Genomic DNA, 24599 nt, shown 5'->3' on the forward strand with positions numbered 1-24599 from the left:
CCATGCATGACTCTCACCCGCGAAGTCGCACTGTCCGACGACGCGAGTCTCATCCATCACTCGCTCCGTGAACCGGAGATTTTCGCCGTCCTGTTCGACCGGCACGCGCCCCTGCTGCACCGCTACGCGGTCCGCCGCCTGGGGCCAGACGCCGCCGAGGACGTGGTGGCCGACACCTTCCTGGCCGCCTTCCAGAGCCGGGAGCGCTACGACGCCGCCCGGCCCGACGCCCGGCCGTGGTTGTACGGCATCGCCTCCAACGTGATCGGCAAGCGCCGCCGTACCGAGCTCAACCTGTACCGGGCTTATGTGCGCACCGGCGTGCACCCCTTCTACGAGCTGGAGGACGGCGTCTCCACGCTGGCGGTCAACCGGCCGCTGGCGAGCGCGCTGCTCGGTCTCAAGCGAGCCGATCGTGACGTGTTGCTGCTGGTCGCCTGGGCCGACCTCACCTATGACGAGGTCGCGCAGGCGTTGGCCATCCCGGTGGGAACCGTCCGATCCCGGCTCAACCGGGCCCGTAAGAAGATCCGCGAGACCCTGGGAGCCGACTGATGGACGAGCTCAAGACCCTGTGGGCGGAGATCCCGCCCGCCGACCGCCAGACCCTGGACCCCGCCCGCCGCAGGCTGCTCGACGGCATGCGGGCCGGTCCGCCCCGGCGCGGGCGGCCGGCGTTCCGGTTCGCGGTCGCAGGGGGGCTGGCCGCGGCCCTGACCGCCACCTTCGTGGTGGTCCAGATCGGCGCCGACCCGGCGCCGGCCAGCGCGCAGGACGTGCTGGCCCTGGCCGCCGAGGCGGCCGCCGCCGAACCCGACCTGGCTCCACGGCCCGGCCAGGTGGTGCACTCGATCGGCCGGGACCGCTTCTCGGCCACCGAGTCGGAGCCGCGTGAGGACTGGGTCCCGGCCGACTGGTCCACCCGCGAGTTCATCATGCGGCAGGGCGAGCAGGTCACCCTCCACAAGCTGTGCGGCGACAGCTTCGACCGCACGATGGGCACCACCTACGCCGACATGGCGCGGTGGCCCACCGACCTGCCCGCGCTGCGCGAGCGGGTACGGCAGGCGGTGGCCGAGCACCCGGCCGAGCCGGACAAGCGGGAGATCTACACCCTGACCAAGCTGCTCGACCGGGCGGCGGTACGGCCCAGCCTGCGCGCCGGGCTGTTCCAGCTCGTCTCGGAGGTCAAGGGCGTCCGGCTGCTGCCCAAGGCCACCGACGCCCTCGACCGCACCGGGGTCGGCGTGGCCACCCCCGACGGGGCCGTGCTCGTCTTCGAGCCGGAGACCTACCGCTACCTGGGGTTCAACGTCCTGGACGCCAAGGGGGAGCTGGTCTCCGGGCACGCGGTGCAGAAGGTGGAGGTGCTGGACAAGCTGCCGATGGAGCTGGTCAACTTCCGCGACCCGAACTGCATCCCTGCCTGACCCGCGCGGCCGATGCGGGCCGGTCCCGGCCCGCATCGCGGGTGCGTCAGCGGAAGGCGTCGGCGTTCTCGGCCGCCCACTGGGCGAAGGTGCGCGGCGGGCGGCCGGTGAGGTCCTGGACCGTGCTGGAGGGCTGGTAGGCGTCCTCCGCCACCTCGCCGAAGACGCGGATCTGGAAGTCCACCATGTGCTCGGGCACGCCCTCCCTGCGGTACTTCTCCCGGAGCTGGTCGACGGTGAGCTCGACGAACTCGATCTCCCGGCCGATGGCCTCGCCGAGCAGGCGGACCTTGGCCGGGATGTCCAGGCGCTCGCCACCGGTGAGGCCGTAGGACCGGCCGGTGTGGCCGTCCGAGGTGAGGACGACGGCGATGACCGCGCCGATGTCGCCCTCGTGCACCATGACGGTCTTGGTCGAGGCGAAGGCCTCCTCGATGCGGTTGTGCTTGCGGACCGGCTCGGCCCAGGCCAGGGCGTTGGACATGAACTCGGTCGGCTGGATGTAGGCCCAGTCGAGGTCGGAGGCGCGCAGGGCGGGCTCCAGGGTGCCCTCGCCCCAGCTCGACAGCAGGGTCACCTTCCGGCCGGCCAGGAGCTGGACGATCTCTTCGCCGTTGCGCAGCGGGGTGTAGTCGTCGCCGCTGACGTCGATCAGGTGGACGGCCCGCACACCCTCCAGGGCGGCGGCGAAGGAGGCCAGGTCGGTCAGATCGCCCTGGACCACCTCGACCTCGGCGGGGAAGGCGGCCTTGGCCGGGTTGCGGGTCATCGCGCGGACCTGCTGGCCCCGCTCCAGGAGCTCGCGGACTACGTGGCGGCCGACGGCGCCGGTGGCGCCGGTAACGAGAATCGTCATACCGCATACGGTAGGAACTATTGCGGCAAGGTTCGTTCCGCGATTCACCGGCCTTTCCCGGAGATCCCCGAAAAGCCGAACACCGGCCGGTGCCTCACGCGCCGGCCGGTGTCCTGGGGTCAGGGGTCACGCCGCCAGTCTGGCCAGCGCGGCACGCACGCGGTCGACCGACTTCGCCCGGCCCAGCACCTCGATCGACTCGAAGAGCGGCAGGCCGACCGTACGGCCGGTGATGGCGACGCGGACCGGGGCCTGGGCCTTGCTGAGGCCCATGCCCACCGCCTCGCCGACCTCCAGCAGGGCGGCCTTGATCGACTCGGGGTCCCAGTCGACCGTCTCCAGCTTGGCCAGGAAGCCGGTGAGGATCTCGACCGGGTTCTTCTTCATCGCCTTGTCCCACGAGGCCTCGTCGAAGACGGGCTCGTCGAGGAAGAGGAAGTCGACGTTCTGCCGGATCTCGCCCAGGACGCCGATGCGGGTCTGGGCCAGCGGGGCGACCTTGCTGAACAGCTCGGCGTCCCAGGTGGGGTCGAGGTAGGGCAGGCAGCGCTCCTCGAAGGTCTCCAGCGGCAGCGCCCGGATGTACTCCCCGTTGAAGGCGCGCAGCTTCTTCTCGTCGAAGAAGGCGCTGGCGGAGTTGACGTTCTCCAGCTTGAACAGCGGCATCATCTCGGCCCACGGCATGATCTCGCGGTCGTCGCCGGGGCCCCAGCCGAGCAGCATGAGGTAGTTGACCATGGCCTCGGCCAGGTAGCCCTCGTCCCGGTAGGACTCCAGGGCGACCTTGTCACGGCGCTTGGACAGCTTCTTGCGCTGCTCGTTGACGATCACCGGCAGGTGCGCCCAGACCGGCGGCTCCTTGCCGAGCGCGGGCCAGAGCATGACCTGCTTGGCGGCGTTGCCGAGGTGCTCCTCGCCGCGGACGACGTGGGTGATCCCCTGGGTGATGTCGTCGACCGCGTTGGCGATCACGTACAGCGGGGAGCCGTCGGTGCGGGCGATGACGAAGTCTTCCTGCGCCTCGTTCGGGAACTCCACCCGGCCGCGGATGACGTCCTCGACGACGGTGACGCCCTCGTCGGGGGTGCGGAAGCGGACCGCGCCCTCGGTCAGGCCGCGCTCACGGCAGTGGCCGTCGTAGCCGCGGTGCTCGGAGCCGGTGCGCGCGACCAGGTCCTCGCGGGTGCAGTCGCAGTGGTAGGCGCGCCCGTCGGCCAGGAGCTTGGCGACCGCCTCGCGGTGCTGCGGCTCGAAGGCGGACTGGAAGTAGGGGCCCTCGAACACCTTGTTGGTGCCGTTGATGCCGATCCAGTCGAGCGCCGAGATGATGCCCTCGGTCCACTCCGGCTTGTTGCGGGTGGCGTCGGTGTCCTCGACGCGCAGCACGAAGGTGCCGCCCGACTGTTCGGCCAGCGCCCAGTTGAACAGTGCCGTGCGGGCGCCGCCCACGTGGAACATGCCGGTCGGGGAGGGCGCGAAGCGAACCCTAATCACGGGAGACCACCTTGTTCGTCAGGGTGCCGATGCCCTCGATGCCCACGCTGACCTCGTCGCCGACCTCCATCGGGCCCACGCCCGCGGGGGTGCCGGTCAGGATGACATCGCCGGGGATCAGCGTCATGACCGCGCTGACGTAGGAGACCAGCGCGGGGATGTCGTGGATGAGCTGGCTGGTGCGTCCGCTCTGCCGTACCTCACCGTTGACCGTGGTGGTCAGGGCGAGGTCGGACGGGTCGAGGTCGGTCTCGATCCACGGGCCGATCGGGCAGAACGTGTCGAACCCCTTGGCGCGGGTGAACTGCACGTCCTTTTTCTGCAGGTCGCGCGCGGTCACGTCATTGGCGCAGGTGTAGCCGAAGATGACGTCCTTGACCCGCTCGACCGGCACCTCGCGGCACAGGCGGCCGATGACGACGGCCAGCTCGCCCTCGAAGTCGACCCGCTCCGACAGCGCCGTCGGGTAGGCGATGGCCTCGCCCGGCCCGATAACCGAGGTCGACGGCTTCATGAAGATCAGTGGCTCGTCCGGCACCTCGTTGCCCAGCTCGCGGGCGTGCTCGGCGTAGTTGCGCCCGATCGCCACGACCTTGCTCGGCAGCATGGGCGCCACCAGCCGCACCTCGGCCAGCGGGAACCGCTCGCCGGTGAACTGGATCTGGTTGAACGGGTGCCCGGCGACGGCCGCGATGAACTCGCCCTCGACGACGCCGAAGGACACGCCTTCCCCTGTGGAGAACCTTGCGATACGCACCCGTCAAGGCTATCGGCCCCCACGTGTCAAGCAGTCATACCCCAATCGTCACATGAGGCGATATTTCCCCAACCCCCTCCGTAGGGTGCACGCGTCATCACCCCTCGAAGGGAGCTTTCCCCATGTTGACCGCCCGGCTGGCGGCGGCCGTCACGCTGCTGCTCGCCCTTATCCAAGCGCCGGGCCACGCCGTCTCGGCGGGCCCGCTCACCGAGGCCTTCGCCAGAGCCTCCGCCGCGTATGACGTGCCAACCGACCTCCTGGTTGCCATCGCCTACACCGAGACGCGCTTCGACGGGCACGACGGCCGGCCCAGCGCCAGCGGCGGTTACGGCGTCATGCACCTGGTCAGCCCAGGCCCGCTGGAGAAGGCGGCCGAGCTCACCGGCCAGCCGGCCGACAAGCTGCGCACCGACACCGCCGCCAACATCTACGGCGGCGCCGCCTACCTCGGCTCCCTCGCCGGGTCCATCAACCGTGACGACCCGACCGCCTGGTACTCCGCGGTCGCGCAGTACGGCGGAGCCGAGGCCGAGGAGGTCAAGCGCCTGTACACCGACTCCGTCTACGACGTCCTGGCCAACGGCCTGTCGGCCACCGTCGGCAGCGAGACGATCACCGTGCTCGCCAACCCCATCGAGCCGCAGCGCGGCGACCTGGAGGACGCCCGCAGCTTCGCCCAGGTGGTCAGCGCCGACTACCCGGCCGCCCACTGGGTCGCCGCCAGCCCGCGCAACTACACCTCGGCCGGGCGGGCCCCGATCGACCGCATCGTCATGCACGTCACCCAGGGCTCCTACGCCGGCTCGATCTCGTGGTTCCAGAACCCGCGGGCCCGCGTCTCGGCGCACTACGTGATCCGCTCCAAGGACGGCGACATCACGCAGATGGTCCGGCACAAGGACGTCGCCTGGCACGCCGGCAACAGCGGCTACAACCGGCGCTCGATCGGCATCGAGCACGAGGGCTACATCAACAACAGCGGCTGGTTCACCGACGCGATGTACCGCGCCTCGGCGGCGCTCACCAAGGCGTTGTGCGAGAAGTACCGCATTCCCAAGGACCGGCGGCACATCATCGGCCACAAGGAGGTGCCCGGCGCCGACCACACCGACCCCGGGCCGCACTGGAACTGGAACCGCTTCATGCAGCTCGTCAACGGCGGTCCCCCGCCGGGCAACCCGAGCGCGTGGAGCCTCGTGGTGGACCGGCCCACCGGCAGCGCCAACTGGGGCAGCTCCACCTTCTCCGGGCAGAAGCTCGGCAAGGACTACCGCTTCGCCAGCCCGGCCCGGGTGGCCGACGCCGCGTGGTTCAAGGCGGCGGTCCCGAACGCCGGGACCTACCGGATCGACGTGTGGTACCCGTCGAACGCCGGGTACAACTCGGCGACGCCGTACCTGGTGAGCACCGCGAGCGGGGTGCAGACCGTCACGGTGAACCAGCGGGCCGGCGGCGGGTCCTGGCAGAGCCTGGGCACCTTCAAGCTGAAGGCGGGCAGCCAGAACCTGGTGGCGGTGAGCCGCTGGACGAACGGGACCGGGTACGTGATCGCCGACGCGGTCCGGATCACGAAGACCTAAAGGGAATCGATAACGGTCCTCGCTAGCGTCGGCGCATGGATCACGACGAACCGCCGGCGCCACGCCGGGCTCTGCTCGCCGTGGCGGTGGCGGCCGTCGTGGCCGTGGGTCTGCTCGGGGCGACCCATCCGGCGCTGTGGCCGGACGGGCGGGCGTGCGCGGGGTTCTTCCGGGCGGTCATGCCGGCCGAGGTGGCGCAGCCGTCGTCCCAGCCGTCCAGGGCCCCGCTGGCGGTGCCGACGGCGCCGGAGGACCTCTTCGGCGAGCCGCTGGAGCTGGACGTGGAGCTGGAGGATCTCGACCGGCTGATCGAGGAGATGGAGCAGCGGAAGAGCGCAGAGGACCGGCGGCGGCGGCGCGAGGTCCTGGCCGTGGCCGCGCAGGCCGACAGCCCCGAACTGCGGGCCGCGCTGGAGCAGGCGGCCGGTCCCGCTCCGGCCGACTGGCTGGCCGGGATGGAGAAGGTGGGCACCCTCTGTGGCTGAGCACACCGGAGCGGGGCAACCCGCGACAGAGCCGGTCGGGACGAGGGAGGCCGGGGTCACCGGCCCGGCGCATGTGAGTCTGCCGCGGGCCAGGAGGATGGGGCTGGCGGTCGTGCTGGCGCTGATCGCCGCCCTGGCAGGTCTCGGGATCCTGGCCCAGTTCCTCCGCCCCCACCTGCCGGACGAGCTGAGCTTCCTGTCGCTCCTGCTGGGCTACCCGCTGACCCCCCGCCCGGAGAACTCCGTCCCCCGGCTGATCTGGCTCGCGGTGGCCGCCGCGGCACTGCCGCTGGTCTGCTACTGGCTGCTGGTCGGCCTGCGCCGGGTCCTGCCGCCGAGAGGGGCGCTCTTCGCCGCCTTCATGCTCGGCTGGGCGTGCACGGCGATGGGGATGCTGGTCAGCGGCCCGCTCGCGCTGTGGGGAGTGGGCGGGTACTGGCCGGGCTACATCGGCCAGCCCCTGCCGGTCAGCCTGACGGGCCCGGGCTCCGGGATGTGGCTGCTGGCCTTCGGCTGGATCGGCGGAGCCGCCGCGGCGGTGACCTACGCCCGCACCGCGCGAGCCGTACCACCGGCAGCGGAGGTGCCGACCAACAGCAGGCCGTACGCCACGGCAGGGGTCGCGGCCCTGGTGCTGACCCTGCTGCTGCTGGCCACGGGGGCGATGGCGCGGAACCGGGCGATCGCCAAGGACGTCCTCAACCCGCTGTTCGCGCTGCGCTTTCCCGAGCCGCTCAGCTCCTCCTGGCTGCCGGACGACGACCCCACCCGGCACGTGCTGCTGGACGTGGTCGCGCTGATGGCCCTGATCGTCTTCGCCGCGGTCGCGCTCGTGCTCCTGCTGGGGACGACGCTCCGCCGGGTACGGCCGCGCGGCTCGGGCAGCGCGGTGTTCGTGCTCGGCTGGGGCTGCGCGGTCCTGGTGACCGGAGCCACCGGGCTGCTGCGCGAGGGGGCGTTCTTCCTGGCCGACCGGTTCACCTCGGGCACCACCAGCGTCTGGAGCGCGTTCGGGATGGCCGACGGGGTGAACGCCGGCCTGCTCACCGGCTGGCTGGTGGGCCTGGTGACGCTGACCGCCCACCTGTGGCTGCGGCCCGCGGAAGGATCTACCCCGGAGACGGACACGCCGCTAGATTTCGCCCATGACCCGAATCTCGGCAGACCTTCTCATCCCAGGTGACGGCGAGCCGGTACGGCACGGCACCGTCGTCCTCGACGGCGGCACGATCGCCTACGCCGGGCCCACCGAGCAGGCCCCGCCGGGCGAGCCCGGCCTGCACGTCCCGGTGGTCATGCCGGGCCTGTGGGACTGCCACACCCACCTGCTCGGCATCACCAGCCTGGAGCCGGGCCGGATGGCGACGGTACCCGCCCAGCTCCGCGCGGCCCGGTGCGCGGGCGACCTGCGCGCCGCCCTGGACGCGGGCGTCACCTCGATCCGCGAGGTCGGCGGGCTGGGCGTCTACCTGGCCGCGGGCGTCGAGGACGGCTCGCTGGAAGGGCCGTCGATCTACGCGGCCGGCGCGATCCTGTCCACCACCGGCGGGCACGGCGACTTCCACAGCCTGCCGCTGTCGTGGGTCGAGGGCCACGTCCAGGACAACGGCGAGATCCGGCTGGCCGACGGCCCGGACGAGTGCGCCCGCGCGGTGCGGGAGCAGCTCAGGCGCAACGCCAAGGTGATCAAGGTCTGCGCCTCCGGCGGCGTGCTGTCCGACGTGGACCACCCGATCCACCAGCAGTTCACCGGCGCGGAGCTGCGCACGCTGGTCGAGGTCGCCGCCATGGCCGACCGCGCGGTGGCCGCGCACTGCCACGGCAAGCCCGGCATGATCGCCGCGCTGGAGGCCGGGGTCACCACCATCGAGCACGGCACCTACCTCGACGAGGAGGTCTGCGACCTGATGGTGGAGAAGGGCGCGGCGCTGGTCGCCACCCGGACCATCATCGAGGAGCTCCTGGAGGACGGCACCGTGCCCGCCCTCTACCTCGACAAGCTCAAGACCATCGCCGAGACCCACGCCGACGCCGTCGCGCTGGCGCACTCGCGGGGCGTCACGCTGGCGATGGGCACCGACATCTCGGTCAGCGGCGCCGGCCGCCCCAACTCCTGGGGCCGGCACGGCCGCGAGCTGCCCCGCCTGGCCGCCTGCGGGCTGACGCCCCTGGAGGCGATCCGCACCGCCACCGCCAACGGCCCGCTCACCCTCGGCCCGCAGGCCCCGCGCAGCGGCGTGCTGGCCGCGGGCTACGACGCCGACGTCATCACCCTGGCCGCCGACCCGCTGGCCGACCTGTCCGTGCTGGCCGACCCGCGCAACGTCACCGGCGTCTGGAAGGCTGGGCGTCAGGTGAAGGGAGCCTGATGGAGTTCCAAGAGGTGGTACGGCGGCGCCGCATGGTCCGCGACTACGATCCCGACCGGCCCGTCCCCGAGGAGGTGCGCGAACGGATTCTGGCCAACGCGCTGCACGCCCCCTCGGCCGGGTTCAGCCAGGGCTGGGCGTTCCTGGTCCTCGACACGCCCGCGGACGTCGAGCGCTTCTGGGAGACCTCGGTCGAGTCGCGCGGCGACGACCCGTGGCTGGCCGGACTGCGGCGGGCGCCGCTGCTGATCATCCCGTTCTCGCACAAGCAGGCCTATCTCGACCGGTACGCCGACGCCGACAAGGGCTGGACCGACCGCGACGAGTCGCGCTGGCCGGTCCCGTACTGGGACATCGACACCGGGTTCGCCTCGCTGCTCATGCTGCTCACCGCGGTCGACTCCGGGCTCGGGGCGTGCTTCTTCGGCATCCCGCCGGGCGAGCGCACCACCCGGGTGAAGGCGACCTTCGGGGTGCCCGAGGCGTACACGCCGATCGGGGTGATCAGCGTGGGGTACCGCGCCCAGGACCGGCCCTCGCCCTCGCTCAAGCGGGGCCGCAAGCCGGTGGACGAGGTCGTGCACCGGGGAGCATGGGGCACGCACTGAAGGCGCGTCACGCGTTGAGCCGGCTTCGCCGGGGGCTGGCGGCCGTCCTCCTGGCGGCGGCGGTCGCCGGTTGCTCGGGCGGGGCCGCCGCTCCGGCGCCGGGGGCCGCGGCCCGGCCGCCCGGCGGTCAGCAGGGCGGCTGCGCGCCACGGGATCCGCGGGTGGCCGCGCCGTACCCGATCTCGGGGTACTGGGTCTCCCCCGATGCCGACGCCTGCCGGACGAGGCGGACGGTGGAGGCGATGCACCGGATCGGGGCGGACACGATCGTGGTCATGGGCCAGCGGCTGCTGCCCGGAACGGGCGCGGCCGGGTGCGTGGTGGACGGGCAGCCGTGCGACCGGCTGGCCGGGGTGCGGCGGGTGTTCGGTTACGAGGCGCGCGAGGACATGGGCGACGCGCTGCTGCGCTGCCCGGGCGTGGACCGGAACGTGCCGGGCGGCTTCCAACTGCTGTTCGTGCCGTGCGAGGGCACGCAGCGGGACCTCATCATCGTGCGGGTGGCCGACGACGGCGTCGGGCACCTGCTGCGCGAGGCGGCGGCGTTCGGGATGAAGGTCTTCCCCGGGCTGCCGACGGCTCCGGCGCAGGAGGGCCGGCCCTGGCTGCCGGACCTGTCGGCGATGGCGCCGCTCAAGGCGCTCACCGAGCGGGTCGCCGCGCGCTACCGGGGACGGGCCGAGGTGGCCGGGGTCTACCAGGCGTTCGAGATGTCGATGCGCGAGCGGCTGCGCGACGACCCGGTGCTGGCGCTCTACCGCGACCAGCACCGGAGCGTGGCGCGGGCGCTGCCGGGCGGCACGATCCTGGTCAGCCCCTACTTCCACGCCCACACCGACCGCGGCTTCCCGCCGGCCAAGGTCGCCGCGGGGCTGGCGCAGCTCGGCGCGACGCGGGCGGGCTCGCCGATGGCGGTGGCGGTCCAGGACGGGCGCGGCACCGGCAAGGTCGGCGTGTTCGGCGGCGACCAGGTCGAGGAGCCGGTCGAACCGGGGCTGGTGCCCGCGGTGGGGCAGGTGCGCAACGGGCAGGCCTACCAGGGCTCGACGGGCGACTACTTCGCGGCGGCGGCGCGGCGGCCGGTCGAGGGCGTGGAGCTGTGGATGAACGTGGAGGTGTTCGAGCCGGCGCCGGAGGCCGGGCTCTGCTCCCGGCCGGACGGCCCGCAGCGGGGCCGGGCGGCCAAGGAGCGGGTCGACCGGCAGCTCGCCGCCGCGGCCGGCCGGGTCGGCAAGGTGCTCTCCTATGCCTGGGACCCCTACCTGATCTGCACCGAGTCGGGCCGGCCGCCGCTGGCCGCGGAGATCGAGGCCCGCTGGGCCGAGCCGATCGTCTTCGGCGCCGAGCGGTCGGGGTCCGGGGTGGCGTTGCGCGGGCACCGGCTGGAGGGGGCGGAGCTGACCTTCAGCTACCGCACCACCTCGGGGACGACGGCCTCGGTGCCCGTGCGGGGCGGTGCGGTCGTGCCGTTCGAGCCGGTCGGCCTCGACCCGGCCCAGCCGTGGGTCCGGGCCGGCACCGCGCGGGTCTGGCACACCTTCCGCTGGGAGTGAGCGGCTAGCCCTGTTCCAGCGGGTTGCGGGCGAGCTTGCCGGCCAGGCCGCCGCGCACGAAGACGGCGGCCAGGCTGTCCGGCTTGCGCTCGGCCTGCGCGGCGAAGCAGCCGGCGAACTCGGTGGCCAGGTCGAACCGCGGGTAGGCGGCCAGCACCCGCGCCCGCAGCGGGCCGGGCAGCTCGTCGGTCTGCCGTCCGGAGATGTCCATGGCGGTGGACAGCTCCAGCAGGAAGCCCTCGGGATCCTCGGCGACGTCCACCTTGTCCCACATGTGGCGGATGATCACTTCGCCGGCCCGCACCCGGCGCTCGACCGGCCAGCCCGCGCCCGCCCCGAAGACCCAGGCGACGTTCGCCCCGGCCTCCTCGAACGTCAGCTCGTGGTTGTCGAAGGCCTGGGCCAGCCCGATGTCGTGCAGCATCGCCGAGACGAACAGCAGCTCGGCGTCGTAGCCGATGCCGTGCTCGGCGGCATACCACTCGGCCCACAGGTAGGCCCGAACGGAATGGTTGAGCAGCGACGGGGTGTGGAAGGCGGTCGCTACTTCGAGCGCCGCGCGGCAGGCGGGACTGTCCGGGAAATTCACCCGGCCAGTCTGCCAGGCGAGGTCAGGGCACAGGAGCGGCCGGGTGGCCATGACCGGAAGGGATCGGGCCGGGCGGCCGAGGCGCTCCTGCGAGTCCGGTGGGAGGGCGGTAACGATCCGGCACTCAACTTGACCAGTTACCGGATAACCGGAAAGCATGTTGCGCCGCCCTCAGCCCCGGAAGGACCCCTCGCGTGCGCCGCCTCGCCCTCCTCCCCCTCGCCGTGTCCCTCGCCGTCGGCGGGCTGAGCGGGGTCGCCGCCGCCGAGAGCGCGCCGGTGAAGCGGACCGCGCAGTGCCAGGGCGACTGGATCCCCGGCACGCCGACCGCGGACGAGGTGATGCGCGGCGAGCTGTCGCTGGTCGGCCTGCCGCCGATCAAGCTCGGCAAGAAGATCGACTGGGACGCCAGCCCCTACCGCAACCGCTCGTGGGAGTACGTCTTCCACTCGCTGCGCTGGATGGGCACGCTGGTCGTGGCCTACGAGAACTCCGGCGACGAGAAGTTCCTGGAGCGCGCCAAGGAGATCACCGCCGACTGGGCCGCGCGCAACAAGCCGGGGGCGGCTCCGCCGTACGTGTGGAAGGACCACCCGACCTCGCTGCGCACGCAGGCGCTGGTCTGCCTGAGCATGCACGTCAAGGAGGACTGGCTCAAGAGCAGCCTGGCCCAGCACGCCAAGCTGCTGAGCAACCCGGCCCTGTACAAGAAGGGCCACAACCACGGCATCGACCAGGACATCGCGCTGATGGCGATCGGCTGCCGCTACAACCGCGCCGACTGGTCGAGGCTGGCCGTGCGGCGGCTCACCGAGACGGTCGAGATCGACGTCGACTCGCAGGGCGCGCTGCGCGAGCAGGCCCCGCGTTATGCCGTCTACGTCTACGGGCGCATCCAGGTGGCGCTGGAGAACATGCGCGCCTGCGGCGTCAAGGCGCCGGGCGCGATCGTGTCGCGGGCCGAGTCGCTCAAGGACTTCATCGCGCACTCCACCCAGCCCAACGGCTACATGGCGCCGCTCGGCGACGGCAGCGCCGAGACCGAGCCCAAGATGGAGACGGGCACGCCGGCCTCGAAGGTCAAGGTCTACCGCGCCGGTTACGTCTACGGCCGCACCGCGTGGGGCAAGCCCGAGTCGGCGTACTACAGCATCCGCTTCGGCCCCGGCATGAAGTTCCACGGCCACGAGGACCACCTCGGCGTCACCTACTACGCCCAAGGCCGCGACATCCTGGTCGACACCGGGTTCCACTCCTACGAGCGCAGCAAGTACCGCTTCTGGACCATGTCGCCCGAGGCGCACAACATCCCGACCGTCGTGGGCGAGCGTTTCCGCCCGCGTACGGCCAGCACGCTGACCAGGGCCACGTACGGCAAGGACCGGCAGAGCTTCCGCCTGACCGACAAGGCCTACGGCGTGGCCCGCAACCGCGCGGTGCTGGTCAACCACGACCAGGACCTGATGGCGGTCAAGGACAGCGCCGCCGGCGGCCGGCAGGTCAGGAACATCTGGCGCTTCGCCGACTCCCTGTCGCTGGTCTCCCGCGAGAAGGGTCACCTGGTGCTGGGCGACGGGAAGTTCAAGGTCTCGCTGGTCCAGCTCGCGGGCTGCACCCCGGTCGGCGGCCAGAAGGTGGAGCGCGGCGGCGGTCTCGGCTGGGTGTCGCCGACGTACCTGTCGAAGAAGCCGGCCACCGTGGTGGTCTCCCCGGCGGCCAAGGAGCTGGTGACCATCGTGGTGCCCGGCGTGGAGGACCCGAAGGTGTCGTGCTCGGGCGGCCGGGTCACCGTCCAGACGGCGACTGGGCCCGTCAGTTTTTCCACAAGCTCGATGTAATGTCAATAATCGACATCTGACCAGGGTTCGCCGAAACTTTCTTTCATGCGAACCCCTCGCTTCACGCTGTTATCCGTGATGCTCGCCACGCTGCTGACGGCTCCGGCCGCAGCCCACGCCACGACCGTCACCGCGACGGTCACCACGACGGCCGCCACGACCTCCGGCCCGCTCAACGCCGCCTTCGAGCGCGCGGCCCGGGCCCACGACGTCCCGCGCGACCTGCTGGCCGCCATCGCCTACAACGAGACCCACTTCGACTCGCACGACGGCAAGCCCAGCGCCTCCGGCGGCTACGGTGTCATGCACCTGGTCAGCAACCCGTCGGTCAAGGCCCTGGAGAAGGCCGCCTCGCTCACCGGCCAGCGCGCCCGCGCCCTGCAGCGCGACAACGCGGCCAACATCCTCGGCGGCGCCGCCCTGCTCCGCGCCTACGCCACCGAGCTCGGCCTCACCACGAACGGCGACATCGGCGGCTGGTACCAGGCCGTCGCCCGCTACAGCAACGCCAGCGACCCGGCGGTCGCCCGGCTCTACGCCGACGCCGTCTACGCCACCCTCGGCACCGGCCTGACCGCCGACGCCACCGGCGAGCAGATCGCCATCCCCGCGCAGCCCTTCATCGCCGACCGCGGCGCCTACGCCGAGGCCGCCGACCTCGCCGCGCTGGCCGCCGCCAGCCCCGACTACCCCAACGCCTCGTGGGTCCCGGCCAGCTCGTCCAACTACACCGCGGCCAGCCGCGAGTCGGACTACGCCATCGACCGGATCATCATCCACGTCACGCAGGGCTCCTACGCCGGGGCGATCTCCTGGTTCCAGAACCCGTCCGCCCAGGTCTCCGCGCACTACGTCATCCGCTCCAACGACGGCGCGATCACCCAGATGGTCCGCGACAAGGACATCGCCTGGCACGCCGGGAACTGGACCTACAACACCCGCTCCATCGGCATCGAGCACGAGGGCTGGGTCAGCCAGGCCTCCTGGTTCACCGACGCGATGTACCGCTCCTCGGCCGCGCTCACCGCGCACCTGGCCAACCGCTACGGCATCCCCAAGACGCGCAGCTACATCATCGGCCACAACGAGGTCCCCGGCGCGACGCACACCGACCCCGGCCCGCACTGGGACTGGAACAAGTACATGGGCTACGTCACCGGTGGCGGCGGCACGAGCTGGTCGACCATCGTGGACAACGCCACCGCCGGCCGCTTCACCGCCAGCGCCAACTGGGGCACCTCGACCTACTCGGCCCAGCGCTACGGCGCCGACTACCGCTTCGCCGACCCGGTGGCGGCCAGCGACCCGGCCTGGTTCAAGGCGAACATCCCGAGCGCCGGGACGTACAAGGTCGAGGTCTGGTACCCGGCCGTGTCCGGGTACAACCCGTCCACGCCGTTCATCGTCGCCACCTCCAGCGGCAACAAGACCGTCTACGTCGACCAGTCCACGGGCGGCGGCGGCTGGCGCAGCCTCGGCACCTTCAGCCTCACCGCGGGCGACCATGACGTGGTCGGCGTCTCGCGGTGGACCGGCGGGGCCGGGTACGTGATCGCCGACGCGGTCCGCATCAGCAAGTAGGCCCCCAGCTCGGCCCGCCTTTCCGGCCGGGGGCCGCCGGTGTCGCACCGGCGGTCCCCGGTCTCCTTACAACGCTTCCTGACAGAAGTCACGCGGGTATGGTGCGGGGCATGACCCCGTTACGTGTGCACCAGATCTGCGATGCCTACGTCGACGACTACGCCCGGCTGAACCCGGTCGCCGCCACCGAGTTCGGCATCGGCGGCCACGACGACCGGCTCCCCGACCTCTCCCCGGACGGCCACGCCGCCCGTGCCGCCCTCGCCGCCGCCGCGTCGGCCGCCATCCGCGCCGCCCGGCCCGCCGACGAGGGCGAGCGCGTCGCCCAGGCGGTGTTCGCCGAGCGGATCGGCCTGGAGGTCGAGACCCACCAGGCCGGTCTGCCGCAGGCCGCGCTGAACGTGATCGCCAGTCCGGTGCAGAGCATCCGCTGGGTGTTCGACCTGATGCCGACCGCGAGCGAGGCGGACTGGGCCGCCTTCGCCCGGCGGCTGGCCGCGGTGCCGGCCGCGCTGGCGGGCTACCGAGCCTCGCTGTCGGCCTCGGCCGCCGCCGGCCAGGTGGCCGCCGCCCGGCAGGTACGGCAGGCCGCCGCCCAGTGCGAGACCTGGTCGGCCCCCGGCGGCTTCTTCGCCACCTGCGCCGACCGGGCGGAGGTGGGCGACGCCTTGCGGGCCGACCTGCGAGCCGGAGCCCGGGCCGCGGCCGGCGCCTACGCCGAGCTGGCCGCCTTCCTGCGCACCGAGCTCGGCCCCGAGGCGCCGGCCGAGGACGCCGTCGGCGAGGAACGCTACGCCCTGTGGTCGCGGACGTTCCTGGGCGCGAGGCTGGACCCGCGCGAGGCCTACGCCTGGGCGTGGGAGGAGTTCGCCCGCATCGAGCGCGAGATGGCCGAGGCCGCCGCCCGCATCCGCCCCGGCGCGACCCCGGCCGAGACCGCCGCGGCCCTCGACGCCGACCCCCGCCACACCGTGCACGGCCGGGACGGCTTCCAGGCGTGGATGCGCGAGCTGTCCGAGCAGGCGCTGGCCGACCTGGGCGGCAAGCACTTCGCCATCCCCGACGAGCTCATGCGGCTGGACTGCCGGATCGCGCCGCCCGGCGGCGGCTCGGGCGCCTACTACACCAACCCCGCCGAGGACTTCAGCCGGCCGGGCACGATGTGGTGGTCGCTGCCCGAGGGCAAAACCGTCTTCCCGACCTGGCGCGAGGCCAGCACCGTCTACCACGAGGGCGTGCCGGGCCACCATCTGCAGATCGGCACCGCGGTCGCGACCCCCGGGCTCAACCGTTTCCAGCGCCTGCTGTGTTTCATCGACGGCCACGGCGAGGGCTGGGCGCTCTACGCCGAGCGGCTGATGCGCGAATTCGGCTACCTGGACGACGCCAGGCTGCTCGGCATGCTGAACAAGAGCCTGTTCCGGGCCGCCCGCGTCGTGCTGGACATCGGCCTGCACCTGAAGTCGGCGATTCCCGCCGGGACCGGCTTTCACGAGGGCGAGCGCTGGACGCCGGAACTGGGGGTGGAATTCCTGTCCACCAGGACGCTGACCGATCCGGCGCGGGCCGCCGACGAGATCGACCGTTATCTCGGCTGGCCCGGACAGGCCTCCGCCTACAAACTCGGCGAGCGGTTGTGGCTCGACCTCCGCGAGGCGGACCGGGCCCGGCGCGGCGCGGCATTCGACCTGAAGGATTTCCACACGCGCGCCCTGCGCAGCGGCCCGGCGGGACTCGACACCATGCGAGAGCTGCTCACATAATCCCGTACTCGCGCTTTGACAGAGAGTAAGAATCGAAGAACGATCACGACGTGATCAGCCATTTCAATTTCGGTCAGAAAAAACGGAGATTCCCTTCCGGCCCACCGAACGAAGTTCGATTAATCGAATATCCAGTTTCATCTCTTGCGAGGCATAGGTCGCCTGGTTAGTGTGGTCAACTGTTGCCAGAACAGCGAGTGGGGCTCGTGACCTGACGACCTACCGGGGGGAACGCACATTATCGATTAATCGACGCCGACGTGAATTGCTCGTGACCGCAGACCTCTCTCGGCGCCGTCACCCACAGCACTGACCACCCTTCGTGCTGCGCCGCCGATACTCCGTTCAAAGCCCTACAAGGGCGCACAGAATTTCGTCATGCCATCTCCCAACAAAGGAGTCCCCGTGCGAAAAGAAAGTGCTGGACAGATAGAACGGCCCGCCCAGGCGGACATCGTCATCGTCGGAAACGGCGCGCTCGGCATGTTCCTCGCCGACGAGCTGGTCGAACGCCGCGCCGGTTCGGTCGTCGTGGTCGGCCCGAAGAGCCGCGAGGCGGGCGCCAGCCAGGCGGCCGGCGCGATGCTCGGCTGTTTCGGCGAGACCACCACCGAGTCGCTGCGCACCGACGCCTCCCGCGTCCGGTTCGAGATCGGCGTGGCCGCCCACGAACGCTGGCCCGAGGTGATCGACCGGCTCGAACCGTTCTCCTCGACCGGCTCGCCGCTGCTGGTCACGCCAGAGTCGCACGTCGTGCTCAACTCCATCGGCGCCGACCTGGACACCGTCAACTTCGCCGCGATGCTCAACGCCCTCGACGAGTACGGCAAGCCGTGGGCGGAGATCGACCCCAAGGAGATCCCCGGCTTCCGCCCCCGGCTGGACACCCGCGCCCTGCGGGCAGTCCACCTGCCGGAGGAGGGCGCGGTGGACGCGCGTGGCGTGCTGGACGCGCTCGACACCAAGCTGGCCGGCACGGACGCGGTCATGGTCGACCAGACGGTGCGCCGGCTGATCAGGACCGACGGCGAGGTGACCGGCGTCGAGCTGGACGACGGGCACATCATCGAGGCCGGCACCGTGGTCGTCGCGGCGGGGGCGCACAGCGAGGCGCTGGTGAAGACGGCGCTGACCGACTTCGACATGGTGCCGACCTTCCCCGGCCTCGGCTTCGCCATGCTGGCCCGCCGTACCGGAGGAGACCCGTTCCGCAGCGTCGTCCGCACGCCCAACCGCGGCTTCGCGTGCGGGTTGCACGTCGTGCCCGGCCCGGGCGACCTGGAGTACTACGGCGCGACCAACCGGCTGGTCGACCACGTGTCCGGGGTGACCTGGATGGCCGACGTCCGCTTCCTGGCGCAGTACTCGATGCAGCAGCTCGACGAGCGGGTCGCCTCGCACGAGGTCACCCGCTGGCTGGCGGGCAACCGCCCGGTCACCCTCGACGGGTTCCCGCTCATCGGGTGGCTGCCGCTGAACGGCCTCTACCTGCTGACCGGCACCTACCGCGACGGCTTCCACTGCGCCCCGCTGCTGGCCGAGCACGTCGCCAACGAGGTGCAGGGCAAGCCGGGCACCCTCGACCCGATGGTCAAGCCGACCCGGCGGCCGATCGAGACCCGGACGATCGAGTGGTCGATCAACGAGTACGTGGAGCACAACCTCGCCGCCTGGTTCGAGACCGGCGCCGAGGCCGCGCCGCAGATGACCACGACGCAGATCGCCGAGTACTACCGCACGATGGCGACGAAGTTCTACGACACGATGGGCATCGACTACGCGCTCGGCCCGGACATCCTCTGGTACGCGCAGGGCAGCCTGCTCGGCGCGCGCCGGGTCGCCCGCTACTTCCAGCGCCTGGCGGCGCGGGGCGGCTCGCAGCCGGTGGGCGCGGGCACCGGGGAGGCGGGCCGATGACGCTCTCCCAGGACTCCGTGGCCGAGGCCGTCCAGCAGCTCGTCGACAAGCACCTCAACCTGACCGCCCACGGCTACGGGTTCGGCGCGGACGACGACCTGTGGGAGCTGGGGATGACCTCGCTGAGCTGCATGGGGCTCATGCTCACCCTGGAGGACACCTTCCAGGTCGAGCTGCCGGAGGAGGCGCTCAAGGAGGACACCTTCCGCACGGTGGCCACCATCACCGCCGCCATCGAGGCCGCCCGCTCCGCGGCGAGCAGCTCTTCGGCGAAGGTGTAGGAACCGATGCCGAGGTTCGAGCCGCGCCCGGCGAATCCGTTCCCGTTGCTCCGCGATCCCCGGGCGCGCCGGTTCCCGCTGTCGGCGGGCCAGGAGCGGCTGTGGTGGTTGCGCCAGCTGGATTCGTCCCACGACCAGTACCACATCACTGGCGGCTGGCGCTTCCCGGCGGGGCTCGATCCCTCGGCCCTCGGCACCGCGCTCACCGCCCTGACCCGCCGCCACGCCATCCTGCGCACCGCGTTCGTCCTTCGGCCGGACGGGACGGTCGCGCAGGAGGTCGTGGACGAGGTGGAGATCCCCGTTGACTGGGCCGGACGCGACTGGCGTCGGGCGGTCGAGCGCGCGGCGGCCGAGCCCTTCGACCTGGCCCGGCCGCCGCTGCTGCGGGCCGTGGCCGCGGAGCTGGACGAGGGGCACGGCCTGTTCGTGGCGCTCCACCACATCGTCACCGACCGGTGGTCGATGGACGTGCTGGCCCGCGACCTGGTCGAGCTGTACGCGGCGGCGCTCGCCAAGCGGGCGCCGGTCCTGCCCGAGCTCGCGGTCCAGTACGGCGACTACGCGATCTGGCAACGCCGGCTGCTGGACGGCGACCTGCTGCAACCCCACCTGGAGCACTGGCGGCAAGCCCTGGACGGCTACGAACGCCTGGAGCTCCAGACCGACCGGCCCCGCACCACGGCCGCCGACGCCGCCGGCGCCAGCGTCGTGCTGGAGCTGCCGGAGGAGGCCACGGCGGCGATGAGCGCGCTCGCCTGGCGGACCAGGTCCAGCCCCGGCGTGGTGGTGACGGCTGCGCTGGTCGCGACGTTGAGCGCCTTCACCGGCCAGGACGACGTGACCCTCGGCGCGATCGTCTCCGACCGGCCCCGGCCCGAGCTGCAGGACCTGATCGGCTTCTTCGTCAACACCCTGGTGCTGCGGGTGCGGGCCGACGGGCGGGAGCTGACCTTCCGCGAGCTGGTCGCGCGCACCCGTGACGCCTGGATGGCCGCGGACGCGCACCAGGACGTGCCCTTCGAGCAGATCGTGGGGGCGGTGCGGGCGGCGCCCGAGGAGCAACGCAACCCGATCTTCGACATCGTGGTCAACCACGCGGGTGACCGTACGGCGCTGGCGGAGGCTCCGGACGCGCCCGCGTGGTGGTACCCGGACCTGCCGGTGACCGCCCGCTTCGACCTGTCCCTCACCACGCAGCTCGCGGACGGGCGGCTGCGCGTCACGTTCGTCTACCGGCCCGCGTTGTTCGACCGGGCCTCGATCGCCGCCCTGGCCGAGCGCTACCTCCAGGTGCTCGGCCAGGGCGCGGCGGCCCCCGACCGGCCGCTGCGCGAGCTGGACGTGGCCGGGGAACCGCCCGGCCCCGCCGAGGAGAGCGCGCCGCGGGCGACGGTGGTCGAGCTGGTCGAGGCGCAGGCCGCGCTCCGGCCGCAGGAGGCCGCCGTCGTCGGCACGGGCGGCGAGCTCACCTACGGCGAGCTGAACCGGCGCGCGAACCGGCTGGCCCGCCACCTCACCACGCTCGGCCTGGGCCCCGGCCAGGTCGCGGGCGTCTGCCTGGCGCCGGCCGTCGACCGGTTCGTCGTCCTGCTCGCGGTGCTGAAGTGCGGGGCGGCCTACTTCCCGCTCGACCCGGACTTCCCGCCCGACCGGCTCCGCTTCCTGGTCGCCGACGCCGGGGTGAGCCTCACGCTGGTCAGCCCGGAGCTGCGGCTCCCCGCCGACCTGGGCGCGCTGGTGGTCCCGCAGGCGGCCGACCTGGCCGGACACGACGGCGGCGACCCGCCCCTGGCCGCGCGCCCCGGCGACCTGGCCTACCTGATCTCCACCTCGGGCTCGACCGGGACGCCCAAGGCCGTGGCTGTCCCGCACCGCGCGCTCAGCCGGCTCGTCGCCGGGGCCCCGCACTACCTCGACGTCGGACCCGGCGCGACGTTCCTGCAAGCCGGGCCGCTCACCTTCGACGTCTCCGTCCTGGAGTGGACCCCGCTCGCGCACGGCGGGCGCACCGTGGTGACCGGTACCGGCACCCTGCTGGAGGAGCTGCGGCCGGTCCTGCACCGGTACGCGGTGACCACGCTCAAGCTGGTCTCGCCGCAGCTCGACCTGCTCGTCGAGCAGGAGCTGGAAGGGCTGTTCTGGCTGCGCCAGCTCATCGTGGGCGGCGACGTGGTCAACCCCGCCAGCTTCCGTGCCGCGCGCGAGCGGCTGCCCGGCTGCGAGGTCATGGCCTCCTACGGGCCCACCGAGTGCACCGTGCTGGCCACCACCTACACCCCCGACGGCCACGACGCGCCGCTGGACCGCGTGCCGATCGGGCACCCCATCCCCTACACCAGGGCCTACATCCTCGACCGCGACCTCAGGCCCGCGCCGGTGGGCATGCGCGGCGAGATCTACCTCGCCGGCGACGGCCTGGCGCGCGGCTACCACCGCCGTCCCGGCCTGACCGCGCAGGCCTTCCTGCCCGACCCGTACGGCCGGCCCGGCGAGCGCATGTACCGCACCGGGGACGTCGGCCGCTTCCTGCCGGACGGCGCGATCGACTTCCTCGGCCGGGCCGACCGGCAGGTCAAGATCCGCGGTTACCGGATCGAGACGAGCGAGATCGAGCACGCCCTGGTACGGCACGGCGCCTCCGCGGCCGTCGTGCTCCGCGCCGAGCTGGACACCGGGCCCGCCCTGGTCGCCTACGTGGTGGCCGACGCCTCGGTGGACCTGCCGGCGCTGCGCGAGCGGGTGCGCGCCACGCTGCCCGCCTACATGGTCCCCGACCACCTCGCGCGGATCCCGCGCGTGCCGCTGACCGTCAACAACAAGGTGGACCGTACGGCGCTGCCCCCGGTCACGCCGTCGCGACCGGAGCCGGCCGCGCCCCCGGCCTCGGGGTTGGAGGCCCGGGTCGCGGAGGCCTGGTCCGGCGTGCTGGGCCGTACCGTCGCGGCGGGCCAGGACTTCTTCGAGCAGGGCGGCCACTCCCTGCTGGTGCCGCGGGCCACCGCAGCGGTCCGGCGGCTGCTGGGCCGGGAGGTGCCGCTCCGGCTGATGATGCGGCACCGCACGCCGGCCGCCTACGCCACCGCGCTGCTGGCCGAGAGCCTGCCCGAGCTGCGCGGCGGGGCCCGGCTGGAGCGGCGGAGCTGGCGGCAGCGGCGGGTGGACCTGTACGTCTCCGCCGGGCCGGTCGAGGAGATGCGGGTCCTGGTGGTGCTCGACGGCTCGGAGTTCGCCGACATCATGCGCCTGCCGGCGATCCTCGACCGGCTGGTGCACGAGCGGCGGATCCCGCCGGTCGCGGCGCTCTTCGTGAGCCCGGAGAGCTGGGCGGCCCGGCGCACCGAACTGCTCGCCGAGGACTGCCCCGACCTGCTCGCCGACGAGCTGCTCCCGATGCTGAGCGGCGAGCTGGGCGCGCGCTGGCGGCCCGGCCGGGCCACGGCGGTCGGCGCGAGCCTCGGCGCGATCGCCGCGGTGCGGGCCGCGCTGCGCCGCCCCGACTGCTTCCGCGGCGCGGTCGCGCTGTCCGGCCCGCTGAGCGAGCACCGGCTCGGCCCGGCGATCTCCCCACCGGCCCGGCTGTTCCTGTCGGCGAGCAAGGAGGAGGCCGAGATCGTGCTCGACGACGGCCTGACCCTCGTCGAGTCGGTGGAACGCACCGGCGCGGACCTGACCGCCGAGGGCCACCACGTGCGGTGCGCGTACGGCGAGGGCGGACACACCTACGCCGCCTGGGAGGCGATGCTCCCGGAGGCGATCTCCTGGGCGCTGAGAGAGGACGACACCCGAGATGTTCGATGACGGCGACTTCCACGTCGTGCGCAACGACGAGGAGCAGTACTCGATCTGGCCGGCCGGGCGCGACCTGCCCGCGGGCTGGCGGGTCGCCGGACCCACCGGGCCGAAACAGGAGTGCCTGGCCTACATCGACGAGACCTGGACCGACCTGCGGCCCCTGAGTCTGCGGGAGCCGACGTGACGACACCTCGCCCCGCTCAGGCCCCGACGGTGACCGAGCTGTTCGAGCGGCAGGTGCGCGCCTGGCCGGAACGCGCCGCGCTCAGGACCGCCGCCCGTTCGTGGACCTACGCCGAGCTCGGCCTGCTCACCGCCCGCCTGGCCGCCCGGCTGCGACGCGGCGGCGCGGGGCCGGGCGGCATCGTGGGGATGCTCGCCCCGCGCGGCCCGCAGGCGGTGATCGGCCTCCTGGCGATCCTGCGGGCCGGGGCCGCGTGCCTGCCGCTCGAACCCGACGACCCGCCGCGGCGCAACCAGGAGGTCCTCGGCGACACCGGCTGCGCGCAGGTGCTCGTCGCCGCCCCGACCTCCTGGCTGCCGCACGCCCAGCTCATCGACGACCCCACGCTGACCGGCGAGCAGGCCGGCCCGCTCGGCGTGCCGCACCGGCTCGACCTGGCCTACGCGATCACCACCTCGGGTTCCACCGGGCGGCCCAAGGTCGTGGGGGTGCCGCACGAGGGGCTGGCCAACCTGATGGCCGCCTCGATCGAGGAGCTCGACCTGATCCGGCCGGACGACACGATGCTCTGGACCCTCGCGGTCACCGTCGACAGCACCGTGCACGACGTGCTCATGCCGCTGTGCTGCGGCGGCTGCGTCGCCGTGCCCGACGCCGGCGACCTGCCCGCGACCCGCGTGGTGCACGCCGTACGGGCGCTGGGGGCGACCGTGCTGGAGATCCCGGCCGCGGTGCTCGGGCCGTACGGCCGGGCGTTGCTGCCGAAGCTGGCCGAGGCCGGGGTGCGGCTGGTGATCACCGGCGGGTCGCAGCTCGACGGGCCGGGGCTCGCCGAGGCCGAGCCGCTGGTCGTGCACAACGGCTACGGGCCCACCGAGACGACGGTCGCGCCGCTCTGGTACCGGTGCGACAAGGCCACGCCCCGCTGGGCGCCGATCGGCACGCCCATTCGCGGCATCCGCGCCTACGTGCTCGACGAGGAGCTCCGCCCGGTGCCGGAGGGGGCGGCCGGCCAGCTCTTCATCGCGGGGGCCGGCGTGGCCCGGGGGTATCTCGGGCTGCCGGGCCGTACCGCCGCCGTCTTCCTGCCCGACCCGTTCGCCACCGCGCCCGGGCAGCGCATGTACGCCACCGGAGACCGGGTACGGCGCGAGCCCGACGGCCAGTACGTCTTCCTCGGGCGCATCGACGACCAGGTCAAGATCAGCGGGTTCCGGGTCGAGGTCGGCGAGGTCGAACACGCCCTGCGCGAGCTACCCGGCCTGGTCGACGCCGCGGTGCTGGCGCGCCAGGACGCCCCCGGCGGCGCGGCCCTGGTCGCCTACCTCGCCGGGACGCCGTCCCCCGGCTTCCCCGAGCTGCTCGAACGGCTGCGCGACCGCCTGCCGTCCCACATGGTGCCGCGCTTCCACGTCTGGCTCGACCGGCTGCCGCTCAACCGGGCCGGCAAGGTCGACCGCGCCGCCCTCGGGAAGATCCCGTTCGTGACCCCGCAGTCCCCCAGGGAGAACTGACC

General features: G+C 72.6%; 20 protein-coding genes. 16 read left to right on the forward strand and 4 right to left on the reverse strand.

Going from position 1 to position 24599, the window contains the following annotated elements:
- Positions 1-6: 6 nt before the first annotated feature.
- Positions 7-555 carry an RNA polymerase sigma factor gene (locus tag AB0I67_RS25320; RefSeq protein ID WP_357927871.1) on the forward strand — a complete coding sequence of 183 codons (549 nt, stop codon included), beginning with the start codon at positions 7-9 and terminating at the stop codon, positions 553-555.
- Positions 555-1430: a CU044_5270 family protein gene (locus tag AB0I67_RS25325; RefSeq protein WP_357927873.1), complete on the forward strand. Its 876-nt coding sequence runs from the start codon at positions 555-557 to the stop codon at positions 1428-1430. The genes AB0I67_RS25320 and AB0I67_RS25325 overlap by 1 nt, the downstream gene beginning before the upstream one ends.
- Positions 1431-1476: 46 nt before the next feature.
- On the opposite strand, the gene AB0I67_RS25330 is transcribed toward AB0I67_RS25325, so the two are convergent.
- The 3 genes from AB0I67_RS25330 to AB0I67_RS25340 form a co-directional block, all read right to left on the reverse strand.
- Positions 1477-2286, reverse strand: coding sequence for an NAD(P)H-binding protein (locus AB0I67_RS25330; protein ID WP_357927875.1), 810 nt, complete (start codon positions 2284-2286; stop codon positions 1477-1479).
- Between the two features lie 126 nt (positions 2287-2412).
- On the reverse strand, positions 2413-3744 hold the full coding sequence (gltX, locus tag AB0I67_RS25335) for a glutamate--tRNA ligase (protein WP_357927920.1): 1332 nt from the start codon (positions 3742-3744) through the stop codon (positions 2413-2415).
- 28 nt (positions 3745-3772) lie between these two features.
- Positions 3773-4537, reverse strand: a complete 765-nt coding sequence (locus AB0I67_RS25340) for a fumarylacetoacetate hydrolase family protein (RefSeq protein WP_357927877.1) — start codon at positions 4535-4537, stop codon at positions 3773-3775.
- A gap of 122 nt (positions 4538-4659) precedes the next feature.
- On the opposite strand from AB0I67_RS25340, the gene AB0I67_RS25345 reads away from it, so the two are divergent.
- From AB0I67_RS25345 to AB0I67_RS25370, 6 genes are read left to right on the forward strand one after another with little or no spacing between them, the layout of a single operon-like run.
- Positions 4660-6120, forward strand: a complete 1461-nt coding sequence (locus AB0I67_RS25345; RefSeq protein ID WP_357927879.1) for an N-acetylmuramoyl-L-alanine amidase — start codon at positions 4660-4662, stop codon at positions 6118-6120.
- 35 nt (positions 6121-6155) lie between these two features.
- Positions 6156-6605 carry a hypothetical protein gene (locus AB0I67_RS25350; protein WP_357927881.1) on the forward strand — a complete coding sequence of 150 codons (450 nt, stop codon included), beginning with the start codon at positions 6156-6158 and terminating at the stop codon, positions 6603-6605.
- Positions 6598-7788 carry a hypothetical protein gene (locus AB0I67_RS25355; RefSeq protein ID WP_357927883.1) on the forward strand — a complete coding sequence of 397 codons (1191 nt, stop codon included), beginning with the start codon at positions 6598-6600 and terminating at the stop codon, positions 7786-7788. The genes AB0I67_RS25350 and AB0I67_RS25355 overlap by 8 nt, the downstream gene beginning before the upstream one ends.
- Entirely contained in the window at positions 7751-8974 is a 1224-nt protein-coding gene (locus AB0I67_RS25360) for an amidohydrolase family protein (protein ID WP_357927884.1), read from the forward strand. Before AB0I67_RS25355 ends, AB0I67_RS25360 begins: the two co-directional genes overlap by 38 nt.
- The gene (locus tag AB0I67_RS25365) at positions 8974-9582 is read left to right on the forward strand and encodes a nitroreductase family protein (protein ID WP_357927886.1); all 609 of its coding nucleotides are present in this window, start codon (positions 8974-8976) and stop codon (positions 9580-9582) included. The genes AB0I67_RS25360 and AB0I67_RS25365 overlap by 1 nt, the downstream gene beginning before the upstream one ends.
- 14 nt (positions 9583-9596) lie before the next feature.
- Positions 9597-11135: a hypothetical protein gene (locus AB0I67_RS25370; protein ID WP_357927888.1), complete on the forward strand. Its 1539-nt coding sequence runs from the start codon at positions 9597-9599 to the stop codon at positions 11133-11135.
- Positions 11136-11139: 4 nt separating this feature from the next.
- On the opposite strand, the gene AB0I67_RS25375 is transcribed toward AB0I67_RS25370, so the two are convergent.
- Positions 11140-11724, reverse strand: coding sequence for an HD domain-containing protein (locus tag AB0I67_RS25375; RefSeq protein ID WP_357927889.1), 585 nt, complete (start codon positions 11722-11724; stop codon positions 11140-11142).
- A gap of 194 nt (positions 11725-11918) precedes the next feature.
- On the opposite strand from AB0I67_RS25375, the gene AB0I67_RS25380 reads away from it, so the two are divergent.
- From AB0I67_RS25380 to AB0I67_RS25415, 8 genes are all read left to right on the forward strand, one after another.
- Positions 11919-13562 carry a heparinase II/III family protein gene (locus tag AB0I67_RS25380; protein ID WP_357927891.1) on the forward strand — a complete coding sequence of 548 codons (1644 nt, stop codon included), beginning with the start codon at positions 11919-11921 and terminating at the stop codon, positions 13560-13562.
- 45 nt (positions 13563-13607) lie between these two features.
- The gene (locus AB0I67_RS25385) at positions 13608-15143 is read left to right on the forward strand and encodes an N-acetylmuramoyl-L-alanine amidase (RefSeq protein WP_357927892.1); all 1536 of its coding nucleotides are present in this window, start codon (positions 13608-13610) and stop codon (positions 15141-15143) included.
- Positions 15144-15253: 110 nt separating this feature from the next.
- On the forward strand, positions 15254-16906 hold the full coding sequence (locus AB0I67_RS25390) for a DUF885 domain-containing protein (protein WP_357927894.1): 1653 nt from the start codon (positions 15254-15256) through the stop codon (positions 16904-16906).
- A gap of 405 nt (positions 16907-17311) precedes the next feature.
- Positions 17312-18823, forward strand: a complete 1512-nt coding sequence (locus AB0I67_RS25395) for an FAD-dependent oxidoreductase (protein WP_357927896.1) — start codon at positions 17312-17314, stop codon at positions 18821-18823.
- Positions 18820-19104, forward strand: coding sequence for a phosphopantetheine-binding protein (locus tag AB0I67_RS25400; protein WP_357927898.1), 285 nt, complete (start codon positions 18820-18822; stop codon positions 19102-19104). The genes AB0I67_RS25395 and AB0I67_RS25400 overlap by 4 nt, the downstream gene beginning before the upstream one ends.
- 6 nt (positions 19105-19110) lie before the next feature.
- A complete protein-coding gene (locus AB0I67_RS25405; protein ID WP_357927899.1) occupies positions 19111-22905 on the forward strand; it encodes an amino acid adenylation domain-containing protein in 3795 nt (1264 codons plus the stop codon).
- The gene (locus AB0I67_RS25410) at positions 22895-23083 is read left to right on the forward strand and encodes an MbtH family protein (RefSeq protein WP_357927901.1); all 189 of its coding nucleotides are present in this window, start codon (positions 22895-22897) and stop codon (positions 23081-23083) included. The genes AB0I67_RS25405 and AB0I67_RS25410 overlap by 11 nt, the downstream gene beginning before the upstream one ends.
- Positions 23080-24597 carry an amino acid adenylation domain-containing protein gene (locus AB0I67_RS25415; protein ID WP_357927903.1) on the forward strand — a complete coding sequence of 506 codons (1518 nt, stop codon included), beginning with the start codon at positions 23080-23082 and terminating at the stop codon, positions 24595-24597. The genes AB0I67_RS25410 and AB0I67_RS25415 overlap by 4 nt, the downstream gene beginning before the upstream one ends.
- Positions 24598-24599: the final 2 nt, after the last annotated feature.

Origin of the sequence: Nonomuraea sp. NPDC050310 (assembly GCF_040655795.1) — a bacterium.
Classification (GTDB): domain Bacteria; phylum Actinomycetota; class Actinomycetes; order Streptosporangiales; family Streptosporangiaceae; genus Nonomuraea.

Coding starts and splice junctions, on each gene's coding strand:
- AB0I67_RS25320 (WP_357927871.1), top strand. CDS start 7: ATGACTCTCACCCGCGAAGTCGCACTGTCCGACGACGCGAGTCTCATC.
- AB0I67_RS25325 (WP_357927873.1), top strand. CDS start 555: ATGGACGAGCTCAAGACCCTGTGGGCGGAGATCCCGCCCGCCGACCGC.
- AB0I67_RS25330 (WP_357927875.1), bottom strand. CDS start 2,286: ATGACGATTCTCGTTACCGGCGCCACCGGCGCCGTCGGCCGCCACGTA.
- gltX (WP_357927920.1), bottom strand. CDS start 3,744: ATGTTCCACGTGGGCGGCGCCCGCACGGCACTGTTCAACTGGGCGCTG.
- AB0I67_RS25345 (WP_357927879.1), top strand. CDS start 4,660: ATGTTGACCGCCCGGCTGGCGGCGGCCGTCACGCTGCTGCTCGCCCTT.
- AB0I67_RS25350 (WP_357927881.1), top strand. CDS start 6,156: ATGGATCACGACGAACCGCCGGCGCCACGCCGGGCTCTGCTCGCCGTG.
- AB0I67_RS25360 (WP_357927884.1), top strand. CDS start 7,751: ATGACCCGAATCTCGGCAGACCTTCTCATCCCAGGTGACGGCGAGCCG.
- AB0I67_RS25365 (WP_357927886.1), top strand. CDS start 8,974: ATGGAGTTCCAAGAGGTGGTACGGCGGCGCCGCATGGTCCGCGACTAC.
- AB0I67_RS25385 (WP_357927892.1), top strand. CDS start 13,608: ATGCGAACCCCTCGCTTCACGCTGTTATCCGTGATGCTCGCCACGCTG.
- AB0I67_RS25390 (WP_357927894.1), top strand. CDS start 15,254: ATGACCCCGTTACGTGTGCACCAGATCTGCGATGCCTACGTCGACGAC.
- AB0I67_RS25400 (WP_357927898.1), top strand. CDS start 18,820: ATGACGCTCTCCCAGGACTCCGTGGCCGAGGCCGTCCAGCAGCTCGTC.
- AB0I67_RS25405 (WP_357927899.1), top strand. CDS start 19,111: ATGCCGAGGTTCGAGCCGCGCCCGGCGAATCCGTTCCCGTTGCTCCGC.
- AB0I67_RS25410 (WP_357927901.1), top strand. CDS start 22,895: ATGTTCGATGACGGCGACTTCCACGTCGTGCGCAACGACGAGGAGCAG.